Source organism: Vogesella amnigena (genome assembly GCF_042648905.1).
In the GTDB taxonomy this organism is placed as follows: domain Bacteria; phylum Pseudomonadota; class Gammaproteobacteria; order Burkholderiales; family Chromobacteriaceae; genus Vogesella; species Vogesella amnigena.
The window spans coordinates 24,385-42,085 of sequence record NZ_JBHRYH010000044.1; the positions used below are offsets into that span (position 1 = coordinate 24,385).

Below are 17,701 nucleotides of genomic sequence, written 5' to 3' on the forward strand. Positions count from 1 at the left end.
CGATGCGAAAGGCCCTTGTGTTGTCGAGAAGGTGTCAGTTGCTGCTGAACGGATTGAGCAGGCGTACGGGCAGGCCGGCGAAGTCGGCGGTGTTGCGGGTAACCAGCGTCAGGTCATAGATCAGTGCGGTGGCTGCCAGTTGGCGGTCCACCGGGTGTTGGCGGTGTGGGGCCAGCAGCATGCCCCACAGCTGCGCGCAGTCCAGGTCGAAAGGCAGAATGCGCTCGCCAAAGTCCTGGCTCAGCTGCTGCAGCCAGTCGTCCAGCAGCGCTGCCTGTGGCTGGTCGCCGCGATGCTGCAGGCTGGCAATGCCGCAGCGGATTTCGCCGATGGTGATTACCGACAGGAACAGGCTGGCATCATCCGCTTGCTGCAGGAAGCGGCGCACGCCGGGATTGGCGCGCAAGCCCTTGCGTGCTTCGCTGATAATGTTGGTATCGATAAGGAACATCGCTTAAACCTGAATTACGATCTCGCGAGCTATGGCGAGACAAGGCAAAAACGGCTGAGGAAGCGGAATTTACACAAAGTAAATGAGCATTTCGAAGGTGTTTTTAACGCGGTATCGCCGACGCGCAGCAGATCGTAAGCAAGTTCAGCGCGCACGTTCGAAATCACTGTCCTGCCCCACATCCGGCATGCTGGCCAGCGCTTCGGCAAAACTGCGCTTGCGTGGCTGTACCAGCAGCGCCTGGCGCAGAATGCGGCGATGTTCCGCCTCGGCGCTGACACCGTGCCTGGCCGCCTGCTGCTTCAGTGCGATAGCGACGTCATCGTCGATATTTCTTACCACCAGATTGGCCATGATGCTTCCTTTCGGCTTAATAGTGCTAGCAATGATTGCATTGTAGTGAAGCGACTCGCCACCGACAACCTCCCACCAGAAAGCACCCACCATGCCCACCATCGCCTTCGACAACAGCTACGCCCGCGACCTGCCGCAGCACGCGGTGCCGTGGCAGCCGCAGACACCGCGCGCGCCGCAGCTATTGCACTGGAACGCCGCGCTGGCCGCCGAGCTGGGGCTGGGTACGGCAGATGCGGCGGCGGAGACGTTGGCCGCATGGTTCTCCGGCGCCGAGCTGCCGGAGGGCGCGCAACCGGTGGCACAGGCCTATGCCGGCCACCAGTTCGGCGGCTTTTCGCCCAGTCTGGGCGATGGCCGCGCGCTGCTGTTGGGCGAGGTGATCGACCGCCACGGCCAGCGCCGCGACATCGCCTTCAAGGGCAGCGGACGCACGCCGTTCTCGCGCCGTGGCGATGGCAAGGCAGCGGTAGGGCCGATGCTGCGCGAGCTGATCATCGGCGAGGCGTTGCACGCGCTGGGCATCCCCAGCACCCGCGCACTGGCGGTGGTAGCCACCGGCGAGGAGGTGTACCGCGACACCACGCTGCCGGGTGCGGTACTCACCCGCGTGGCTGCCAGCCACATCCGCGTCGGCACTTTCCAGTACTTTGCCGCCCGCGGCGAACTGGAGCAGCTCAAGGCGCTGGCCGACTACACCATTGCCCGCCATTACCCGCAGCAGGCTGCCGCTGCGGTCAACCCCTATCTGGGGCTGCTGCAGGCTGTGTGCGCGGCACAGGCGGCGCTACTGGCGCGCTGGATGCACGTCGGCTTTATTCACGGCGTGATGAATACCGACAATATGGCGCTGAGCGGCGAAAGCATCGACTTCGGCCCCTGCGCCTTCATGGACGGCTACGATGTGGAAACGGTGTTCAGCTCCATCGACAGCCAGGGCCGCTACGCCTACGGCAACCAGCCGTGGATTGCGCAGTGGAACCTGGCCCGGCTGGCCGAGGCGCTGCTGCCGCTGATCGCACCGGACGACCCTGCCAGCGCGGTGCCTGCTGCCACGGAAATCGTGGAAGGGTTCGCGCAGCAGTACCTGCAGCAGTGGCGCGAGAAGGGCTATCGCAAGCTGGGGCTGGCGCCGGTGGACGGGCCGGGTCTGCTGGAAGACTGGCTGGCGCTGCTGGAAGCGCAGCGCGCCGACCACACCCTGGCCTGGCGCTTCCTGGCCGAGGCCGCCACGGGTGACGATAGCCGGCTGGCCGCGCAGTTTGTCGCGCCGCAGCCGCTGGCCGACTGGCTGGCGCAGTGGCGGCAGCAACTGGTCGCGAGCGGCGCCTCGCCGGAGCAGACCGCTGCCGCGCTGCGTGCGGCCAACCCCTTGTACATTCCGCGCAATCACCTGGTGGAAGAAGCCTTGGCGGCAGCCAGCAATCACGGCGACATGGCACCCACCCAGCAGCTGCTGGCGGTGCTGGCCGAGCCGTTCACCGAGCGTGCCGGGCTGGAGCGCTACACCCAGCCGGCGCCGGATGCGCTGGCAGCGGGCTACCGCACCTTCTGCGGGACTTAATCTACAGCTGGGATACCTGTCTGTTGGGACAAGTCCGTGCCGATCTGCGCCTGCCGGCTCGTGGCGGCGGTGGGTTTGTCGCTAGACTGCCTGCTTCACGACAAGGGAGACAGGCATGGCGCAGCAGCAGTTCCAGTTCAGCATGGGTAGTGACCCGCAGGCACGGGTGGTGATTCAGCAAGGCTTGCGCGACTACAACATCGAGCACATCGGCGACTACGGCTACAGCGATGTCGAGCTGTACGCACGCGATGCCGCCGGCCAGGTAGTAGGCGGGCTGTTCGGCCATTCCGGCATGGGCTGGTTGTACGTGGACTACCTGTGGCTGGACCGTGAGCAGCGCGGCGCCGGCCTGGGCGCAGCGCTGATGGCGCAGGTGGAGGAGGAAGCGCGGCGCCGTGGCTGCGTGGGCGTGTTCCTGTACACCTACAGCTTCCAGGCGCCGGATTTCTACCAGAAGCTGGGATTCGAGTTCATGGGCGTGCTGGACAACTGTCCGCCCGGTCACCAACGCATCTACCTGAAAAAGCCGCTGGCGTAAGGCCCGAAGGTTGGCCGCATGGCTGACCGCGTGACGCCATCTGCCGTAAGAGCCTGCTCACGATCTGCTGCGCGTCGGCGATACGGCGTTAAAAATGTCTTCGGAATGCTCATTTACTACATGTAAACTCCGCTTCCTCAGCCATTTTTGCCTTGTCTCGCTCTAGCTCGCTAGATCGTGAACACGCTCTAAAATGGTGGCAGCTCATTTATTGAAAATAACCATGATCCTGATCCATACCCCTAGCCCGAAAGAAGTCGCCGCCTACCTGCAACTGTTCCGCGCCGCGCTGCCGCAGCAGGTGTTTATTTCCCTGGAAGAGATGCACGACCCGGCGTTGGTGGAGTACGTGGTGACCTGGGGCCCGCCAGTGGGGCTGTTCGCCAGCCTCGGCAATCTCAAGGCGGTGTTCGCGCTGGGCGCCGGGGTGGACAAGTTGCTGGCGCGCGACGACCTGTCGCCGGCGCTGCCGATCTACCGGTTGCTGGATGGCGGCATGGCGCCGCAGATGGCGGAATATGTGCGCTTTGGCGTGCTGTCCTACCAACGGCACATGGATATCTATCGCCGGCAGCAGGCCGCCGGGGTATGGAAGATGCTGGCGCCACGGCTGCCGGGCGAAGTGCAGGTTGGCGTGCTGGGGCTGGGTGAAATCGGCCGCGCGGTAGCGCAGGCGTTGGCTGCCGATGGTTATGCGGTAAGCGGCTGGAGCCGCACGCCGCGCCAGCTGGATGGCATCAACTGTCTGTTCGGCGACGACGGCCTGGCCGAGCTGTTGGCCGGCAGCGATGTACTGGCCTGCGTGTTGCCTTCCACGCCGGAAACGCGGGGGCTGCTCAATGCCGAACGGCTGGCGAGCCTGCCGGCCGGTGCGATGCTGATCAACGCCGGCCGTGGCGACCTGCTGGATGAAGAGGCGCTGCTGGCGCAGCTGGACAGCGGCCACCTGCGCTGCGCGCAGCTGGATGTGTTCGCCAGCGAGCCGCTGCCGGCGGATAGCCGGCTGTGGCAACACCCGGCGGTAACGGTGACGCCGCACATTGCCGCCATCACCCTGCGCAGCCAGGCGGTGGAGCAGATCGTGGCCAACCTGGCGCGCTTGCGTGCGGGTGAGGAAGGGCAGGGCAAGGTAGTACGCGAACGCGGTTACTGATTTATCGTCAGGACAATAAGACTGCGGCCAACCTCACAAGGTTGGCCGCAGTCGTTTGGCCATGCCTCAGGGCCGAATCACGTGCCAGACACCGCCGATATTGTCGCCATTCATATCGCCGGCCTTCTGGTCACCCTGCCAGAAGTACAGCGGCCAGCCCTGGAAAGTCCACTGCTTGCTGCCATCGGCCCGGGTAGCCAGCCCCAGCGGGCCTTGTGCACTGGCGCCGGGCGCGGCCAGGTATGGTGGCCATTTCACCGCACAGTCGCCATTGCAGGCGCTGGCGCCGCTGCCGGCCTGGTCGCGGTCGAAGCGGTACAGGGTACGGCCGCCCTGGGCAACCAGCAGGCCCTGACGGAAGTAGACACTGCCCATCATGCCGCCTTCGCCCATCTGTTGATGGCCGCTCATCATTCCACCTTGGCCATCATGCATGCTCTGGTGATGCCCGTAGCCGGCACAGCCGGACAATATGCCCAGTGCCAGCAGAATCCCTAATGATTTGCCTTGCATGGCGTACTCCTTTGCAGCGGTTTGCTAGGCCAACCATAGTCCACCCGCTGGCAATAAGCCAACAAAGCGCTGTTACTGCCGCATGCCCACCGCCAGGCGGTTGAAGGCATGCATCAGCGCAATGGCAAAGGTGAGGTCGGAGATTTCCCGCTCGTCGAAATGCGCGGTCAGCGGCAGGTAGTCGGCATCCGGCGCGTGGCTGGCAGGCAGGTCGGTAAGCGATTCCGCCCACTGCAGCGCGGCGCGTTCGCGCGGGGTGAACAGGCTGCTGGCGTGCCAGCCGGCCAGCGCATCCAGCCTTTGCTGGCTTTCGCCGCGTTCGCGCAGCGCGCCTGCATGCAGGCCCAGGCAGTAGCTGCAGCCATTGCGCTGCGAGATGCGCAGGTAGACCAGCTCGATCAGCTGCAGCCCCAGCGGGCTGTGTTCCAGCGCCTGCTTGCACTGGCGCAGACCGGCCAGCGCATCAGCAGACAATTGGTAGTAGGGCAGGCGCAAGTGGCTCATCAACGGACTCCGGTGGTGTGTGAGGAAAGGTTGGCCGCATGCGGCTTGCCGGCCAGGTGCAGGCTCAGGCGCTGTATCGCCGGCGCCAGCAGCAACACCACGCACAGCGCAGCCGGCCAGGCGGCAAGGAAGGCATGACGCCAGTGGGCGAGGAAGGCCGGACCACTGCCGAGGTTGAGCCAAGTGACCCAGGCGGTCATCAACAGCGACATCAGGCAGGACATCAGCAGCGCAAAGATCAGGCGCAGGCGCAGGGTGTGGGACATGGTGTGGGCTCCGGTAAGCGATACCCACAGCTTATATGACGGTTTTTTTTGCAAATACGGCTAAAATTTCAACATCAAATTGCAATGGTGGAATCATGTTGGACGATCTGGCGCTGTTCGTGAGCATTGTGGAAAGCGGCAGCCTGAGCGCTGCCGCGCGCAAGGCCGGCATGCCGGCCGCTACCCTTACCCGCCGCCTGCAGCGGCTGGAGGCCGAGCTGGGCTGTCGCCTGCTGCACCGCAGTGCGCGGCAGCTGGTGCCCAGCAGCGAGGGCTGGCAGTACTACGAACGCTGCCGGCCCTTGCTGGCATCGCTGCAGCAGGCAACCGAGGCGCTGGATGTATCGCTCAACCACGTGGCCGGCAAGGTACGTGTGCTGGCGCCGGTGACACTGGCCAGTGGCGTGCTGCAGCCGGCCTGGGCCGGCTTCATGCAGCGCTATCCCGACATCAGCCTGGACCTGCAGCTGAGCAACCAGCGCGAAGACCTGATCGGCAGCGGTGCCGACCTGGCGATTCGCGTCGGGCCGCTGCCGGATTCGCAGCTCAACCAGCGGCTGCTGGGGCGGGCGCCCACCGTGCTGGTGGCGGCGCCGTCCTACCTGGCACAGCATGGTTGGCCGCAGCTGCCGCAGGATCTGGCCGCGCATGCCTTGCTGCTGGCCGAGCCGCTGATGGAATGGCGGCTGCAGCACCGCAGCAGCGGCGAGTGGGTGCAGCTGCCGCCGCCGGCGCAGACCCGGCTGCGGGTGAACGAGATCAAACTGGCGGTGGATCTGGCCTGTGACGGCTTGGGCATCCTGTACTGTCCGCTCAGCCAGGCACATCAGGCACTGGCGGATGGGCGCTTGCAGCGGGTGCTGCCGGAGTGGCGCGGCGATGCGCGCGATATCTACGCGGTGTGGCCGCAGCAGCGGCTGCTGCCGGCGCGGGTACGGGCGCTGCTGGACTACCTGATCGACTTCACCGCCGGCCACCCGCTGTTTTCCGGTGAAGCGCCGTAGCCGCGCTACACTGCAACTCGGAATAGCAGGAGACACAGCATGAACCAGGCCGATAGCGAACTGCAGCGGCGCTACCACCGTGCCCGCCAGCAGCATGGCGGAGGAAGCATTACCGTACTGCAGCTGGGAGCAGACAGCTGCGTGTTTGCCAGTGGCAGCGGCACAGCCCCCGAGGCGGTGCAGACGCTGGCGCTGGGCACGCGGCGCACCGGCGAGCTGTTCCGCCACGTGCCGCCGACTGCTTACGAAATGGAAGAAGCCATCATGGTGGTGGAAGACGCGCTGGCACCGCTGCGTGCGCAGCTGCCGGCTGCCACCACGCTGTACTGCGGCGACGCCCTGCTGCACGAGGTGGCGCGCCATGCCGGTATCGGGGAAACGGCAATGGCCTGGCTGCCCACGGTGCAGCTGGAGTTCACCTTCGGCCGCTTTGCCGAAGTGGTGCAGGGCCGGCCAGCCAGTGCGGAAGGCCTGCCGCTGGATGCCGAGTTCGCCGCCGCCTTGCTGATCGTGCGCGAGCTCACCCACCATCTGGGGTTTGATGGTTTGTACCTGCTGCCAGCCCAGTAGTCGGTGGTCAGGCCAGCTCAGCCCTGCAGACCCAGCTTCCGCGCCAGTAGCCGGGCGCGGGCGTGGTCGTAGCTCCAGTTGAACGCATAGGTATAGGGCAGGAAGAACAGCAGCACGCCAATATCGGCTACCAGCGCCTGCCACAGGCTGCAATCCAGCCACCAGGCGATTACCGGAATGGTCAGCAGCAGCATGCCACCCTCGAAGCCGATGGCGTGCAGGCTGCGCACCGCTGGCGTGCGCTGCCAGTGGTAGCGCCGCTCCAACCGTTCGAACAGCGCGTTGAACAGCATGTTCCACAGCATGGCGATGGTGGACATCATCAGCGCCAGCACCCCCATGTGGCCAAGGTCGGCCCCTACCAGCCAGCTGCCCAGCGGCACCAGCATGGCCATGGCGCATACCTCGTACAGCACGGCGTGGAAAATGCGTTCGCGCAGGGTTTTGTCATTGGTGTGCATGTTATGGCCAACCTGTAGTAAGAGGGCATCTCGAAAAACTCCAGCTTTCGTCGCGGTACTGCGTTGCTCACGAAAAATTTCTCCTTACATATCAAACATATGCTGCGACAAAATTTTTCGCTCACGCCTTGTCTCGCTTAGAAATCCGGGTTTTTCGAGGCGCCCATGAGTGATGGCGCTTAGTGTGATAGGGTTTGTGCGTAGATAAAAGCTAGGTTCCATTGGAGAAACCGATATGTCGCTATCCACCGACGCACTGATCGCCTTTGTGCTGGCCGCCGAGCAGGGCTCGTTCTCCGCCGCTGCGCGCAGCCTGGGCAAGCGCCAGTCCACCATCAGCGAAACCATCGCCAACCTGGAAATCGATCTTGGGGTCAGCCTGTTCGAGCGCGGCGGGCGCCAGCCGCAGCTCAGCGCCGCCGGCCAGCGCCTGCTGCCGTTTGCGCGCCAGGCTCTGGCCAGCCAGGACAGCCTGCAGGCACAGGCACAGCTGCTGGCCAGCGGGCAGGAGCCGCGGCTCACCATCGTGCTGTCCGATACCTTCCATACCGGCGATTTCGATCTGATGCTGGGCTGGTTTGCCGAGCGCTTCCCGCTGGTGGAGCTGGAGTGCCTGGTGGGGGAGCAGGACGATGTGCTGGCGCTGGTACGTGGCGGGCGTGCGCACCTGGGGATGCTCATCGCGCAGCCGGCCTACAGTGCCGACCTGGCGCACCAGCCACTGGCGCGGCCGGCGCAGACCGCGCTGTACGTGGCGGCCGGCCACCCGCTGGCACAGCTGGCCACGGTGGATGAAGCCAGCCTGCGGCAAGCGCGCGAGCTGCGGCTGAGCACCTACCAGGACAAGCCGCAGCCGGACAGCGGCGGGCAGTGCTGGTCGGCGCCCAGCTACCTGTTGCTGATGGAAATGGCGTTGCACGGTTTTGGCTGGGCCGAGTTGCCGGCCTGGCTGGTGGCGCGTTACGGCAGCGGCTTGCAGCAGCTGGCGGTGGCCGGCTGGCCACGGCAGCAGCGTATCGATGCGGTATGGTCGCGCCGTCAGCCGCTGGGGCCGGCTGCGGCCTGGGTGTTGCAGGTGCTGGCGGGAGCCGCTGCGGTGTGATTGCTTAGCTGCCGCCGTGCTCCGCAGCCAGCATGTCCTGCAGCAATTCGATAAGCACTCTGACTTTCATCGGCAGGTAACGGCGGGCAGGGTACACCACGTATATGTCAGCACAGCGCGTGGTGTAGTCCGCCAGCAGCGTTTGCAGCTGGCCGCTGTGCAAGGCGTCTTCCAGCAGGAATCGCGGCTGGTACAAGATGCCCATGCCGGCAATGGCCGCCTGCACCAGTACATCGCCGTTATTGGCCTGCAGCGCGCCGGTTACTTCCACCGCGATTTCCTGCTCGCCCTGCCAGAAACGCCAGCTCTGCGGGTGGCTGCCCTGCTGGTAGCGCAGGCAGCAATGGCTGGCTAGATCCTGCGGTGTCTGCGGCGTACCGTTGGCCGCCAGGTAGGCCGGCGAGGCTGCCAGCAGCAGCGGGATGCGTCCCAGCGGGCGGGCGATCAGGCCGCCACCCAGTGGCTGGGTGCTGATGCGCAAGGCCAGGTCGAAGCCATCTTCCAGCAGGTCTACCTGGCGGTCGGACAGCTCCAGTTCCACTTTCAGCTGTGGCTGGCGCTGCCGCAGCTCGGCCAGCCAGTGGCCAAGGTAGCGCATGCCGAAGGATAGCGGCGCCGCCATGCGCAGCGTGCCGCGTGCTTCCAGGCTTTGCTGCATGGCGGCGGCATCGGCTTCTTCCAGCTGCGCCAGAATCAGCGCCGCGCGGCGGGCGTAATCCTGCCCGGCCTCGGTGAATGCCAGCCGGCGGGTGGTGCGCTGGATCAGGCGGGTACCCAGCTCCTGCTCCAGCGCGCCCACGTATTTGCTGACCATGGCGGTGGACATGTCCAGCTTGCCGGCGGCGGCGACAAAGCTGCCGGCTTCGTGAATGGTATGAAACACGCGCAGCGCCACCAGCTTGTCCATGATTGTTTCTTTTGGGTGGTTAATTCATTGCATGAATAGCGGTTTATTCGCAATCCGGCAAGGTGTTTAATGCACCCATCCGCTGCGAGACGCAGCACACCCACCGAAAGGAAGCATCATGATCGACACTCGTTCCGCACCCTATGCTGCCCTGCTGCTGCGCCTGGCACTGGGCCTGATGTTCATTGCCCATGGCCTGCTGAAAGTGCTGGTGTTCACTCCGGCCGGTACCGCCGGCTACTTTGCCAGCATCGGCCTGCCGGGCTGGCTGGGCTATGTCACCATCGTCGCCGAACTGGGCGGTGGCGCCCTGCTGCTGCTGGGGGTAGCCGCCCGCCAGGTGGCGCTGCTGCTGGTGCCTGTGCTGCTGGGCGCGGCCATCTTCGGCCATGGCGGTAATGGCTGGGTATTCAGTAATGCCGGTGGCGGCTGGGAGTATCCGGTATTCCTGGCGGTAGCTGCCCTGGTGCAGGCACTGCTGGGCGATGGCGCGCTGGCCTTGAAGCCGCTGGGCAAGCCGCAACGCTGAAGCTCTGCCTTTTCCATCTGATCGCGATGCGGCCTGGGGCCGCATCGCTCTTGCCGGAGCAATACCATGACCATCGCCCCCTTGTTCATTTCCCACGGTGGCCCGGATGTGCTGATCAACGAATCGCCTGCCCGCCACATCTGGCAGGCGCATGCGGCCAGCCTGCCGCGGCCGCGCGGCATCGTGATCATGTCGGCGCACTACCTGGCGCTGCAGCCGCTGATCGGCAGCGCGCCGCAGTGGCGCACGGTGCATGACTTTGGCGGCTTTCCACGCGAGCTGTACCGGCTGAGCTACCCGGCGCACGGCGACGCCGCGCTGGCGCAGCAGGTGAGCGACGCGCTGGGCGCTGCCGGTATCGCGCACCAGCATGACCCGGCTGATGGCATGGACCACGGTGCCTGGGTGCCCTTGCTGATGATGTACCCGCAGGCGGATATTCCGGTGGTGACACTCTCCACCCTGCCGCGCCAGGATGCCGCCGCGCATTTTCGTCTCGGGCAGGCACTGGCAGGGTTGGCCGCACAGGACATCCTGATCATCGGCTCCGGCAGCGTGACGCATAACCTGTATGCGCTGGGCGCACCGGGCACTCCGCCGCAACCCTGGGCGCAGGCATTTGCCGACTGGGTGGCGCTACGACTGCAGCAGGGCGATGTTGCCGGGCTGCTGAACTGGCAGGCCGAGGCGCCGTTCGGCAAGCAGAATCACCCTAGCGACGAGCACCTGCTGCCGCTGTTTTTTGCCATGGGCGCCGCCAATGGCCGCCCGGCACGCAGCCTGCACCGCGGTATCGAATATGCCGCCGTGACCATGGATGCCTGGGAGTTTGCCGCCACCGCGGCGTGATCTTCCCGGCCTGGGGGCTTAAACCGCCTGCTGCAGCCACTGCACCAGCGGCTGGATGCGGCGGATGTGGCGCTCGTGCGGGGGCAGTACCAAAAAGTAACCCTTGCCGGAGGGCACTGTGCGCTCGCACGGGGTGACCAGGCTGCCGTCGGCCAGTGCATCCTGCACGATGAACGGGTCCAGCAGCGCAACGCCCAGGCCGTGGCGGGCGGCTTCGATACCCATCACATCGGCATCGAACAGCAGTTCCTTCTGCCCCTTGGGCCACGGCGTGCCCAGCCATAGCTCCCAGTCATGGCGGTCGCGGCTGGTGTGGATCAGCGGGTAGTCGGCCAGTTCTGCCATTGTCAGCCGTGTCTTGCCGGCCAGCAGCGCCGGTGCCGCTACCGGGGTAAGGGTTTCGCGGTGCAGCAGCTCTACCGTTACGCCTGGCCAGTCGCCCTCGCCATACTGGATGGCCAGGTCGAACAGCCCCCAGTCGAAGGCAGGCTTTTCATCCCACACCGTGCTGACATTGATGTCCAGGTCGGGAAACTGGGCGCGGAACTGCTGCAGCTTGGGCACCAGCCAGCGCACGGCAATGGATGGCGGCGACTTGATGCGTATGCTGTGCTGGCGCTGGCTCAGCTGCAGGCAGGTGTCGTCGATCTGCTGCAGCGCATCGCGCAGGCAGTGCTGCAGCGTGGCGCCTTCCGGCGTCAGGGTAATGCCGCGCTGGCTGCGCACCAGCAGGGGAAAGCCGAAGTGTTCTTCCAGGTTGCGCACCTGGTGGCTAACCGCGCTTTGTGTCAGGTACAGCGTTTCTGCCGCCTTGGTAAAGCTTTGCAGGCGGGCGACCGCCTCAAAGATACGCAGCGCATTCAACGGGGGGAGTTTGTTCATCGGGCAGGGGGGACAAAGTCTTGTCCGCCACAATCTGCCGTATCGGCAGCCGACTCGTCAATGCGCATTGCAGCTCTTCGCTGATGGTGCCGCAGCGCCAGGCGATTTCGTCGCAGGGCAGGGCGGGGTCGCCCCACAGGGTTACCTCGTCGCCGATGTCCACCTGCGGGTGCTGGCTCAGGTCGATGGCCAGCACATTCATTGCCACCCGGCCCAGCAGCGGTACGCGGCAGCCGTTTACCAGCACCGGGGTGCCGCTGGGGGCGGCGCGCGGGTAGCCGTCGCCATAACCGGCGCCGACGATGCCGATGCGCATCGGCCGCTCGGCGGTGTAGGCGGCGCCATAGCCGATGCTCTCGCCAGCCTGCAGCTCGCTGGTGTGCACGATGCGGGCGGCAAAGCGCATCACCGGGCGCAGGCCCTGCAGCCACAGGCTGGTGTCGGGGTAGAACGGGTTGTTGTTGTACAGCAGGCCGCCCAGCCGTACCGCGGCGCCATGGGTGAAGCCGGCGCGCAGCGTGGCGGCACTGTTGGCCGCAGTGAATGGCAGCCCGGTGGCATCCACTGCCTGCATGAAGCGTTGCCACGGCGCATCCAGCTTGATCGCCAGATCGTCGGCGCAGGCGAAGTGGGTCATCAGCCCGGCCACTTCGCAGCCCAGCGCACGTACTTCGTTTACCACCTCGATAGCGCGTTCCGGCACAAAGCCGAAACGGTTCATGCCGGTATTCACCTTGACCCACACCCGCAAACGTTGGCCGCAGGCGCGCAGCCACTGCAGCTGGTGCTCGGAGCGCAGCACCACGTCCAGCTGCCAGGCGGCGGCCTCTTCCAGTTCGCGCGCCTCGATTGCGCCTTCCAGCAGCAGAATGCGGGACTGGATGCCGGCATGGCGCAGTGCCAGCGCGTCTTCCAGATTGATCAGCGCAAAGCCGTCTGCCTCCGGCAGCGCCTGCGCCACGCGCAGCAGGCCATGACCGTAGCCATTCGATTTCACCACCGCCCACACATGGGTGTGCGGCAGCTGGCGCTTGGCCAGCGCGTAGTTGTGACGCAGGGCGTGCAGATTGATTTCGGCGTAGGCGGTGCGGGTCATGGCAGGCTTTCATGCCGGAGCGGGGGGCTCCGGCGGCAGGGATACGGGGTGGTGGCCGGCGGCAAGCCGGCCACGGTCAGACGCTTACTTGAACGGGTAGATGTCGTAGCTGAAGTACTTGTTCTGGATCTTCTTGTAGCTGCCGTCGGCCAGCAGCTTCTTCAGCGCGCCGTTTACCTTGGCCAGCAGCTCCTTGTTGCCCTTCTGTACCGCCATGCCGCTGCCCATGTAGTACTTCGGGTCGTTGTACACTGGGCCGACAAAGGCATAACCCTTGCCCATCGGCTTCTTCAGGAAGTCCTCGTCACCCACGTTGGCATCCAGGTACACCGCATCCAGACGCTTATTGGTCAGGTCGAGGAAGCTGTCGGTCACCTTGCTGTACAGCTTCAGCTTCACGCCTTTGGGTACCCACTTGGCGGTGGCTTCTTCACGCTGGATAGAGGTGCGCAGCACGCCGATGGTCTTGCCCTTGAACCAGGCGTCGTCGATCTTGGTGCCCTGCTTGGCCACCAGGCGGCCCGGAATATTGAAGTACATATCGCTGAAGTCCACCGCCTTGGCACGATCCGGGGTGATGTTCATCGAGGCGATGGCCATGTCGAACTTCTTGGCCTGCACCGCCGGAATGATGCCGTCGAAATCCATGGTGCTGATTTCGCACTGCAGCTTGGCCTCGGCACAGATGGCGCGGGCGATGTCCGGATCGAAGCCGACAATGCTGCCGTCCGGGTTGACCTTGGAGAACGGCGGGTAGCTGACATCGGTCACGATGCGGATGGTCTGGGCCTGTGCCAGCAGCGGCAGGGAGCACAGCAGGGACAGTGCGAGGGCATGCTTGCAATTCATGACGTTCTCCAGTTTCTCGTTTGGTTTTGCGGTCTCGGGGGGCCGTTGAAGCTAGGCTACTGGTGCTGACAGTTGGCCACAAATGATTAATCGCCATTGGGGTATGAGAGAATTTCATGCGGGCCATGCGTGTGGCTGGGGGCTGGAACAAGCTGGTGCAACTGGCGGTTGGAAGCTGTCAGTGTTCGCTGTGCCGGAGCTAAATGCGCAATAAAAAACCCCGAGCCGTGGCTCGGGGTTCGGTATGCACGGCCAGGGTTGGCCGTAGGCATCAGTTCTTGAACGGGTAGATATCGTTCTTGAAGTACTTGCCCTGAATCTTCTTGTAGGTGCCGTCGGCCAGAATCTTCTTCAGCGCCACGTTGATCTTGTTCAGCAGCTCCTTGTTGCCCTTCTGTACCGCGATACCGCAACCCTGGTAGTACTTCGGGTCGTTGAATACCGGGCCGACAAAGGCGTAGCCCTTGCCTTTCGGGGTCTTCAGGAAGTCTTCCTCACCCACGGTGGATTCCAGGAACACGGCATCCAGGCGCTGGCTGGACAGGTCCAGGAAGGCGTCGGTGATCTTGCCGTAAATCTTGATGCTGGCGCCCTTCGGCTTCAGCTTGTCGTTGCCTTCCTGCTCCTGTACCGCGCTACGCAGCACGCCGATGTTCTTGCCCTTGTACCAGGCATCGTCCACCTTGGTGCCCTGCTTGGCCAGCAGACGGCCCGGTACATTGAAGTACATGTCGCTGAAGTCCACTACCTTGGCACGGTCGGCGGTGATGCTCATCGAGGCGATGGCAACGTCGAATTTCTTGGCCTGCAGCGCCGGGATGATGCCGTCGAAGTCCATCGCTTTCAGTTCACACTGCAGCTTGGCCTCGGCGCACACAGCGCGGGCGATATCCGGATCGAAACCGGTGATGCTGCCGTCGGCGGCCTGCTTGGAGAACGGCGGGTAGCTGACATCGGTCACGATGCGTACTACCTGTGCCTGAGCCAGTACCGGCAGCGCGCACGCGGCGGCAATGGCGAATGCAGTCTTGAACTTCATTGAGGTCTCCTCCTTCGTTATATGGCCCGCACGGGCCTGTGTGGCTGCGGTTGTAACGTATCCTTAAACCGCTGCCAAACCCGGTGGTGAAAATCTGTAGGGATTGGTCGCAAATCTGGACATGCACCAGCAAAAGCCAAAGCCCGCGCAAGGGCGGGCTTCGGGTGGGCGGCCAGGGTTGGCCGCCGTGTTGCAGCAGTGCTTAGCGGGTAATCGGCTTGTAGCGGATACGCTTGGGCTTGGCACCTTCCTCGCCCAGACGCTTCTTCTTGTCGGCCTCGTACTCCTGGTAGTTACCGTCGAAGAAGGTCCACTGTGATTCGCCTTCCGCCGCCAGGATATGGGTGGCGATACGGTCCAGGAACCAGCGGTCGTGGGAGATCACGAACACGGTGCCGGCGAATTCCAGCAGCGCGTCTTCCAGCGCGCGCAGGGTTTCCACGTCCAGGTCGTTGGACGGTTCATCCAGCAGCAGCACGTTGCCGCCCTTCAGCAGCGTCTTGGCCAGGTGCAGGCGGCCGCGTTCGCCACCGGACAGCATGCCCACCTTCTTCTGCTGGTCGCCGCCCTTGAAGTTGAAGCGGCCCAGGTAGGCGCGGCTGGACATCTCGAACTTGCCCACGGTGAGGATGTCGGCGCCGCCGGATACGTCCTCGAACACGGTCTTGTCGCCTTCCAGGCCTTCGCGGCTCTGCTCGACAAAGGCCATCTGCACGGTCTGGCCGATCTTCACCTCGCCGCTATCCGGCTGCTCCTTGCCGGCAATCATCTTGAACAGCGTGGACTTACCGGCGCCGTTGGGGCCGATGATGCCGACGATGGCGCCCGGCGGGGCCTTGAACGACAGGTTGTCGATCAGCAGACGGTCGCCAAAGCCCTTGGATACACCGTCGAACTCGATCACTTCATTACCCAGGCGCTCGGCCACCGGAATGAAGATTTCCTGGGTCTCGTTACGCTTCTGGTGTTCGAAGCTGGACAGCTCCTCGAAGCGGGCCAGACGCGCCTTGGATTTGGCCTGGCGGCCTTTCGGGTTCTGGCGCACCCATTCCAGTTCCTGCTTCATTGCCTTCATGCGCGCGGCTTCGCCCTTGGCTTCCTGCTCCAGGCGCGCTTCCTTCTGCTCCAGCCAGCTGGAGTAGTTGCCTTTCCACGGAATACCCTCGCCGCGATCCAGTTCCAGGATCCACTCGGCGGCATTGTCGAGGAAGTAACGATCGTGGGTTACCGCCACCACGGTGCCGGGGAAGCGCACCAGGAACTGCTCCAGCCATTCTACCGATTCGGCATCCAGGTGGTTGGTCGGTTCGTCCAAGAGCAGCATGTCCGGCTGCGACAGCAGCAGCTTGCACAGTGCCACGCGGCGTTTTTCACCGCCGGACAGCGGGCCGATCTTGGCATCCCACGGCGGCAGGCGCAGCGCGTCGGCGGCCAGTTCCAGCTGCAGTTCGATATTGTCGCCGGCACCGGCGGAGATGATGGCTTCCAGCTTGGCCTGTTCCTCGGCCAGCGCGTCGAAGTCGGCATCCGGCTCGGCGTAGGCGGCGTACACCTCTTCCAGGCGCTTCTGCGCGCCCATTACCGCACCCATGCCGCTTTCCACTTCCTCGCGCACGGTTTTTTCCGGGTCCAGCTGCGGTTCCTGCGGCAGGTAGCCGATGTTCAGGTTCGGCTGCCACTGCACTTCACCGTCGTATTCCTTTTCCACGCCGGCCATGATCTTCAGCACGGTGGATTTACCGGCGCCGTTCAGACCCAGCAGGCCGATCTTGGCGCCCGGGAAGAAGGACAGGGAGATGTCCTTGATGATCTGGCGCTTGGGGGGGACGATCTTGCTCACGCGGAGCATGGACATCACGTATTGAGCCATGGTGTTTACGGTACTCGTCGATGGTTATGTCGGGGAGCCACGGGAAAAAGGCTTTTTGCCACTGAATCCACAGAAACCACGGACGCGATCATGTCGGCTTCTGTGTGGTTCTGTGGATTCTGTGGCAAATGATTTTCCGTGGCCGGATAAATCGATGCCGGGATTCTAGCAAATCGGCTTGCGGCCAACCTTACTGCCGCGCGGTGCGCACATTGGCCGGCGCTACCGCTGCCGGGTCGTTGCTGCGCCAGGGGTTGATATCCAGGCCGCCGCGGCGGGTGTAGCGCGCGTACACGGTGAGGCGGCTGGGCGCGCAGGCGCGCAGCACATCCACGAAGATGCGCTCCACGCACTGCTCGTGGAATTCATTGTGCTGGCGGAAGCCGATCAGGTAGCGCAGCAGGGTTTCGCGGTCGATCTGCGGGCCGCTGTAGCTGATGGCGACGCTGCCCCAGTCCGGCTGGCCGGTGACCAGGCAGTTGGATTTCAGCAGCTGCGAGGTCAGCGTTTCGCTGACGATATTGGCCGCATCGGCGCGCAGCGCATCCGGGCACGGCGCGTAGTTGTCCACCGCAATGTCCAGCTCGTCGATGCACTCGCCGGCCAGCTCCACGATCTGTTCGCGGCCGAATTCGGCCGGGGAGAGCAGGTTCACCGCCACCTTGGCGCCGGCGGCATTGGACAGGTCCAGCTCCAGCTGCGCCGCTACCTGCTGCCAGCTGTCGATGCGGGTCTGGTTATAGCTGTTCAGGTACAGCTTGAACGACTTGGATTCGATCAGCCGCGGGCTGTCTGCCGGGATGCGGAAGGTGGCGATGGCCACCTGCGGCTTGCCCTTGCCGTTCAGCCACGACAGCTCGTAGCCGGTCCACAGGTCCACGCCGGCGAACGGCAGCGCGCCCTCGGTCACGCCGATTTCGTCGCGCTTTTGCTGGCGGGCGATGGGGAACAGCAGGCTGGCGTCGTAGTGGTCCTGGTAGTCCACCTTCTTGCCAAGCGGGGAAAACTCCGGGGTATAGGTCGGGTTCATGTGATTTCCTCGTGCCGCGGGCAACCTCCTGGGTTGGCCGCATGCTTATTGTAGTAGTAGCCCGGATAAGCGCAGCGCATCCGGGGCAGCGCGTAGGGTGGGCAAAGGCCGCAGGCTGTGCCCACCAGCAAGTTGCCGTTGGTGGGCACGCTACGCTTTGCCCACCC

21 protein-coding genes are annotated in these 17,701 nt (G+C 64.4%); 8 read left to right on the forward strand and 13 right to left on the reverse strand.

The window, feature by feature from the left end; all coding sequences use genetic code 11:
• Positions 1-34 precede the first annotated feature (34 nt).
• A complete protein-coding gene (locus ACFOKJ_RS14065; protein ID WP_390280686.1) occupies positions 35-451 on the reverse strand; it encodes a type II toxin-antitoxin system VapC family toxin in 417 nt (138 codons plus the stop codon).
• A gap of 144 nt (positions 452-595) precedes the next feature.
• Complete coding sequence (locus ACFOKJ_RS14070) at positions 596-805, reverse strand: FitA-like ribbon-helix-helix domain-containing protein (RefSeq protein ID WP_390280688.1); 210 nt, start codon at positions 803-805, stop codon at positions 596-598.
• A 91-nt stretch (positions 806-896) separates the two neighbouring features.
• Between ACFOKJ_RS14070 and ACFOKJ_RS14075 the strand changes: the two genes are divergently transcribed.
• The 3 genes from ACFOKJ_RS14075 (at position 897) to ACFOKJ_RS14085 (ending at position 4,063) form a co-directional block, all read left to right on the forward strand.
• On the forward strand, positions 897-2,369 hold the full coding sequence (locus ACFOKJ_RS14075) for a protein adenylyltransferase SelO (RefSeq protein ID WP_390280690.1): 1,473 nt from the start codon (positions 897-899) through the stop codon (positions 2,367-2,369).
• Positions 2,370-2,484: 115 nt separating this feature from the next.
• Positions 2,485-2,910: a GNAT family N-acetyltransferase gene (locus ACFOKJ_RS14080; protein ID WP_390280692.1), complete on the forward strand. Its 426-nt coding sequence runs from the start codon at positions 2,485-2,487 to the stop codon at positions 2,908-2,910.
• A 223-nt stretch (positions 2,911-3,133) separates the two neighbouring features.
• Complete coding sequence (locus ACFOKJ_RS14085; RefSeq protein ID WP_390280694.1) at positions 3,134-4,063, forward strand: 2-hydroxyacid dehydrogenase; 930 nt, start codon at positions 3,134-3,136, stop codon at positions 4,061-4,063.
• Positions 4,064-4,129: 66 nt separating this feature from the next.
• Here ACFOKJ_RS14085 and ACFOKJ_RS14090 read toward each other — a convergent pair whose 3' ends face one another.
• From ACFOKJ_RS14090 to ACFOKJ_RS14100, 3 genes are all read right to left on the reverse strand, one after another.
• Positions 4,130-4,576, reverse strand: a complete 447-nt coding sequence (locus ACFOKJ_RS14090; RefSeq protein WP_390280696.1) for a COG4315 family predicted lipoprotein — start codon at positions 4,574-4,576, stop codon at positions 4,130-4,132.
• Between the two features lie 72 nt (positions 4,577-4,648).
• The gene (locus ACFOKJ_RS14095) at positions 4,649-5,080 is read right to left on the reverse strand and encodes a carboxymuconolactone decarboxylase family protein (RefSeq protein ID WP_390280698.1); all 432 of its coding nucleotides are present in this window, start codon (positions 5,078-5,080) and stop codon (positions 4,649-4,651) included.
• The gene (locus ACFOKJ_RS14100; RefSeq protein WP_390280700.1) at positions 5,080-5,346 is read right to left on the reverse strand and encodes a DUF2798 domain-containing protein; all 267 of its coding nucleotides are present in this window, start codon (positions 5,344-5,346) and stop codon (positions 5,080-5,082) included. Before ACFOKJ_RS14100 ends, ACFOKJ_RS14095 begins: the two co-directional genes overlap by 1 nt.
• A gap of 95 nt (positions 5,347-5,441) precedes the next feature.
• Between ACFOKJ_RS14100 and ACFOKJ_RS14105 the strand changes: the two genes are divergently transcribed.
• On the forward strand, positions 5,442-6,350 hold the full coding sequence (locus tag ACFOKJ_RS14105; RefSeq protein ID WP_390280702.1) for a LysR family transcriptional regulator: 909 nt from the start codon (positions 5,442-5,444) through the stop codon (positions 6,348-6,350).
• A gap of 39 nt (positions 6,351-6,389) precedes the next feature.
• Positions 6,390-6,920, forward strand: coding sequence for a hypothetical protein (locus ACFOKJ_RS14110; protein ID WP_390280704.1), 531 nt, complete (start codon positions 6,390-6,392; stop codon positions 6,918-6,920).
• A gap of 17 nt (positions 6,921-6,937) precedes the next feature.
• On the opposite strand, the gene ACFOKJ_RS14115 is transcribed toward ACFOKJ_RS14110, so the two are convergent.
• Positions 6,938-7,381, reverse strand: a complete 444-nt coding sequence (locus ACFOKJ_RS14115) for a multidrug/biocide efflux PACE transporter (RefSeq protein WP_390280706.1) — start codon at positions 7,379-7,381, stop codon at positions 6,938-6,940.
• Between the two features lie 235 nt (positions 7,382-7,616).
• On the opposite strand from ACFOKJ_RS14115, the gene ACFOKJ_RS14120 reads away from it, so the two are divergent.
• Complete coding sequence (locus ACFOKJ_RS14120) at positions 7,617-8,483, forward strand: LysR family transcriptional regulator (protein ID WP_390280707.1); 867 nt, start codon at positions 7,617-7,619, stop codon at positions 8,481-8,483.
• Positions 8,484-8,487: 4 nt separating this feature from the next.
• On the opposite strand, the gene ACFOKJ_RS14125 is transcribed toward ACFOKJ_RS14120, so the two are convergent.
• On the reverse strand, positions 8,488-9,390 hold the full coding sequence (locus tag ACFOKJ_RS14125; RefSeq protein WP_390280709.1) for a LysR family transcriptional regulator: 903 nt from the start codon (positions 9,388-9,390) through the stop codon (positions 8,488-8,490).
• Between the two features lie 118 nt (positions 9,391-9,508).
• Here ACFOKJ_RS14125 and ACFOKJ_RS14130 point away from each other — a divergent pair, with 118 nt between their 5' ends.
• A complete protein-coding gene (locus ACFOKJ_RS14130) occupies positions 9,509-9,919 on the forward strand; it encodes a DoxX family protein (protein ID WP_390280711.1) in 411 nt (136 codons plus the stop codon).
• Positions 9,920-9,985: 66 nt separating this feature from the next.
• The gene (locus tag ACFOKJ_RS14135; RefSeq protein ID WP_390280713.1) at positions 9,986-10,768 is read left to right on the forward strand and encodes a DODA-type extradiol aromatic ring-opening family dioxygenase; all 783 of its coding nucleotides are present in this window, start codon (positions 9,986-9,988) and stop codon (positions 10,766-10,768) included.
• 18 nt (positions 10,769-10,786) lie between these two features.
• Here the strand turns inward: ACFOKJ_RS14135 and ACFOKJ_RS14140 are convergent, their stop codons facing one another.
• The 6 genes from ACFOKJ_RS14140 to queF form a co-directional block, all read right to left on the reverse strand.
• Entirely contained in the window at positions 10,787-11,650 is an 864-nt protein-coding gene (locus ACFOKJ_RS14140) for a LysR substrate-binding domain-containing protein (RefSeq protein ID WP_390280715.1), read from the reverse strand.
• Complete coding sequence (gene alr, locus ACFOKJ_RS14145) at positions 11,610-12,746, reverse strand: alanine racemase (RefSeq protein ID WP_390280717.1); 1,137 nt, start codon at positions 12,744-12,746, stop codon at positions 11,610-11,612. Before alr ends, ACFOKJ_RS14140 begins: the two co-directional genes overlap by 41 nt.
• A gap of 84 nt (positions 12,747-12,830) precedes the next feature.
• Positions 12,831-13,595, reverse strand: a complete 765-nt coding sequence (locus ACFOKJ_RS14150; RefSeq protein WP_390280719.1) for a transporter substrate-binding domain-containing protein — start codon at positions 13,593-13,595, stop codon at positions 12,831-12,833.
• A 271-nt stretch (positions 13,596-13,866) separates the two neighbouring features.
• Entirely contained in the window at positions 13,867-14,634 is a 768-nt protein-coding gene (locus tag ACFOKJ_RS14155) for a transporter substrate-binding domain-containing protein (RefSeq protein WP_390280721.1), read from the reverse strand.
• Positions 14,635-14,836: 202 nt separating this feature from the next.
• Positions 14,837-16,504 (reverse strand): energy-dependent translational throttle protein EttA, encoded by a 1,668-nt coding sequence (gene ettA / locus ACFOKJ_RS14160; RefSeq protein WP_390280723.1) that lies wholly within the window; start codon positions 16,502-16,504, stop codon positions 14,837-14,839.
• Positions 16,505-16,694: 190 nt separating this feature from the next.
• Complete coding sequence (gene queF, locus ACFOKJ_RS14165) at positions 16,695-17,534, reverse strand: NADPH-dependent 7-cyano-7-deazaguanine reductase QueF (RefSeq protein ID WP_390280725.1); 840 nt, start codon at positions 17,532-17,534, stop codon at positions 16,695-16,697.
• Positions 17,535-17,701 lie beyond the last annotated feature (167 nt).

Coding starts and splice junctions, on each gene's coding strand:
- queF (WP_390280725.1), bottom strand. CDS start 17,534: ATGAACCCGACCTATACCCCGGAGTTTTCCCCGCTTGGCAAGAAGGTG.
- ACFOKJ_RS14085 (WP_390280694.1), top strand. CDS start 3,134: ATGATCCTGATCCATACCCCTAGCCCGAAAGAAGTCGCCGCCTACCTG.
- ACFOKJ_RS14115 (WP_390280706.1), bottom strand. CDS start 7,381: ATGCACACCAATGACAAAACCCTGCGCGAACGCATTTTCCACGCCGTG.
- ACFOKJ_RS14080 (WP_390280692.1), top strand. CDS start 2,485: ATGGCGCAGCAGCAGTTCCAGTTCAGCATGGGTAGTGACCCGCAGGCA.
- ACFOKJ_RS14100 (WP_390280700.1), bottom strand. CDS start 5,346: ATGTCCCACACCCTGCGCCTGCGCCTGATCTTTGCGCTGCTGATGTCC.
- ACFOKJ_RS14070 (WP_390280688.1), bottom strand. CDS start 805: ATGGCCAATCTGGTGGTAAGAAATATCGACGATGACGTCGCTATCGCA.
- ACFOKJ_RS14140 (WP_390280715.1), bottom strand. CDS start 11,650: ATGAACAAACTCCCCCCGTTGAATGCGCTGCGTATCTTTGAGGCGGTC.
- ACFOKJ_RS14150 (WP_390280719.1), bottom strand. CDS start 13,595: ATGAATTGCAAGCATGCCCTCGCACTGTCCCTGCTGTGCTCCCTGCCG.
- ACFOKJ_RS14110 (WP_390280704.1), top strand. CDS start 6,390: ATGAACCAGGCCGATAGCGAACTGCAGCGGCGCTACCACCGTGCCCGC.
- ACFOKJ_RS14075 (WP_390280690.1), top strand. CDS start 897: ATGCCCACCATCGCCTTCGACAACAGCTACGCCCGCGACCTGCCGCAG.
- ACFOKJ_RS14135 (WP_390280713.1), top strand. CDS start 9,986: ATGACCATCGCCCCCTTGTTCATTTCCCACGGTGGCCCGGATGTGCTG.
- ACFOKJ_RS14090 (WP_390280696.1), bottom strand. CDS start 4,576: ATGCAAGGCAAATCATTAGGGATTCTGCTGGCACTGGGCATATTGTCC.
- ACFOKJ_RS14105 (WP_390280702.1), top strand. CDS start 5,442: ATGTTGGACGATCTGGCGCTGTTCGTGAGCATTGTGGAAAGCGGCAGC.
- alr (WP_390280717.1), bottom strand. CDS start 12,746: ATGACCCGCACCGCCTACGCCGAAATCAATCTGCACGCCCTGCGTCAC.
- ACFOKJ_RS14155 (WP_390280721.1), bottom strand. CDS start 14,634: ATGAAGTTCAAGACTGCATTCGCCATTGCCGCCGCGTGCGCGCTGCCG.
- ACFOKJ_RS14125 (WP_390280709.1), bottom strand. CDS start 9,390: ATGGACAAGCTGGTGGCGCTGCGCGTGTTTCATACCATTCACGAAGCC.
- ACFOKJ_RS14095 (WP_390280698.1), bottom strand. CDS start 5,080: ATGAGCCACTTGCGCCTGCCCTACTACCAATTGTCTGCTGATGCGCTG.
- ettA (WP_390280723.1), bottom strand. CDS start 16,504: ATGGCTCAATACGTGATGTCCATGCTCCGCGTGAGCAAGATCGTCCCC.
- ACFOKJ_RS14065 (WP_390280686.1), bottom strand. CDS start 451: ATGTTCCTTATCGATACCAACATTATCAGCGAAGCACGCAAGGGCTTG.
- ACFOKJ_RS14120 (WP_390280707.1), top strand. CDS start 7,617: ATGTCGCTATCCACCGACGCACTGATCGCCTTTGTGCTGGCCGCCGAG.
- ACFOKJ_RS14130 (WP_390280711.1), top strand. CDS start 9,509: ATGATCGACACTCGTTCCGCACCCTATGCTGCCCTGCTGCTGCGCCTG.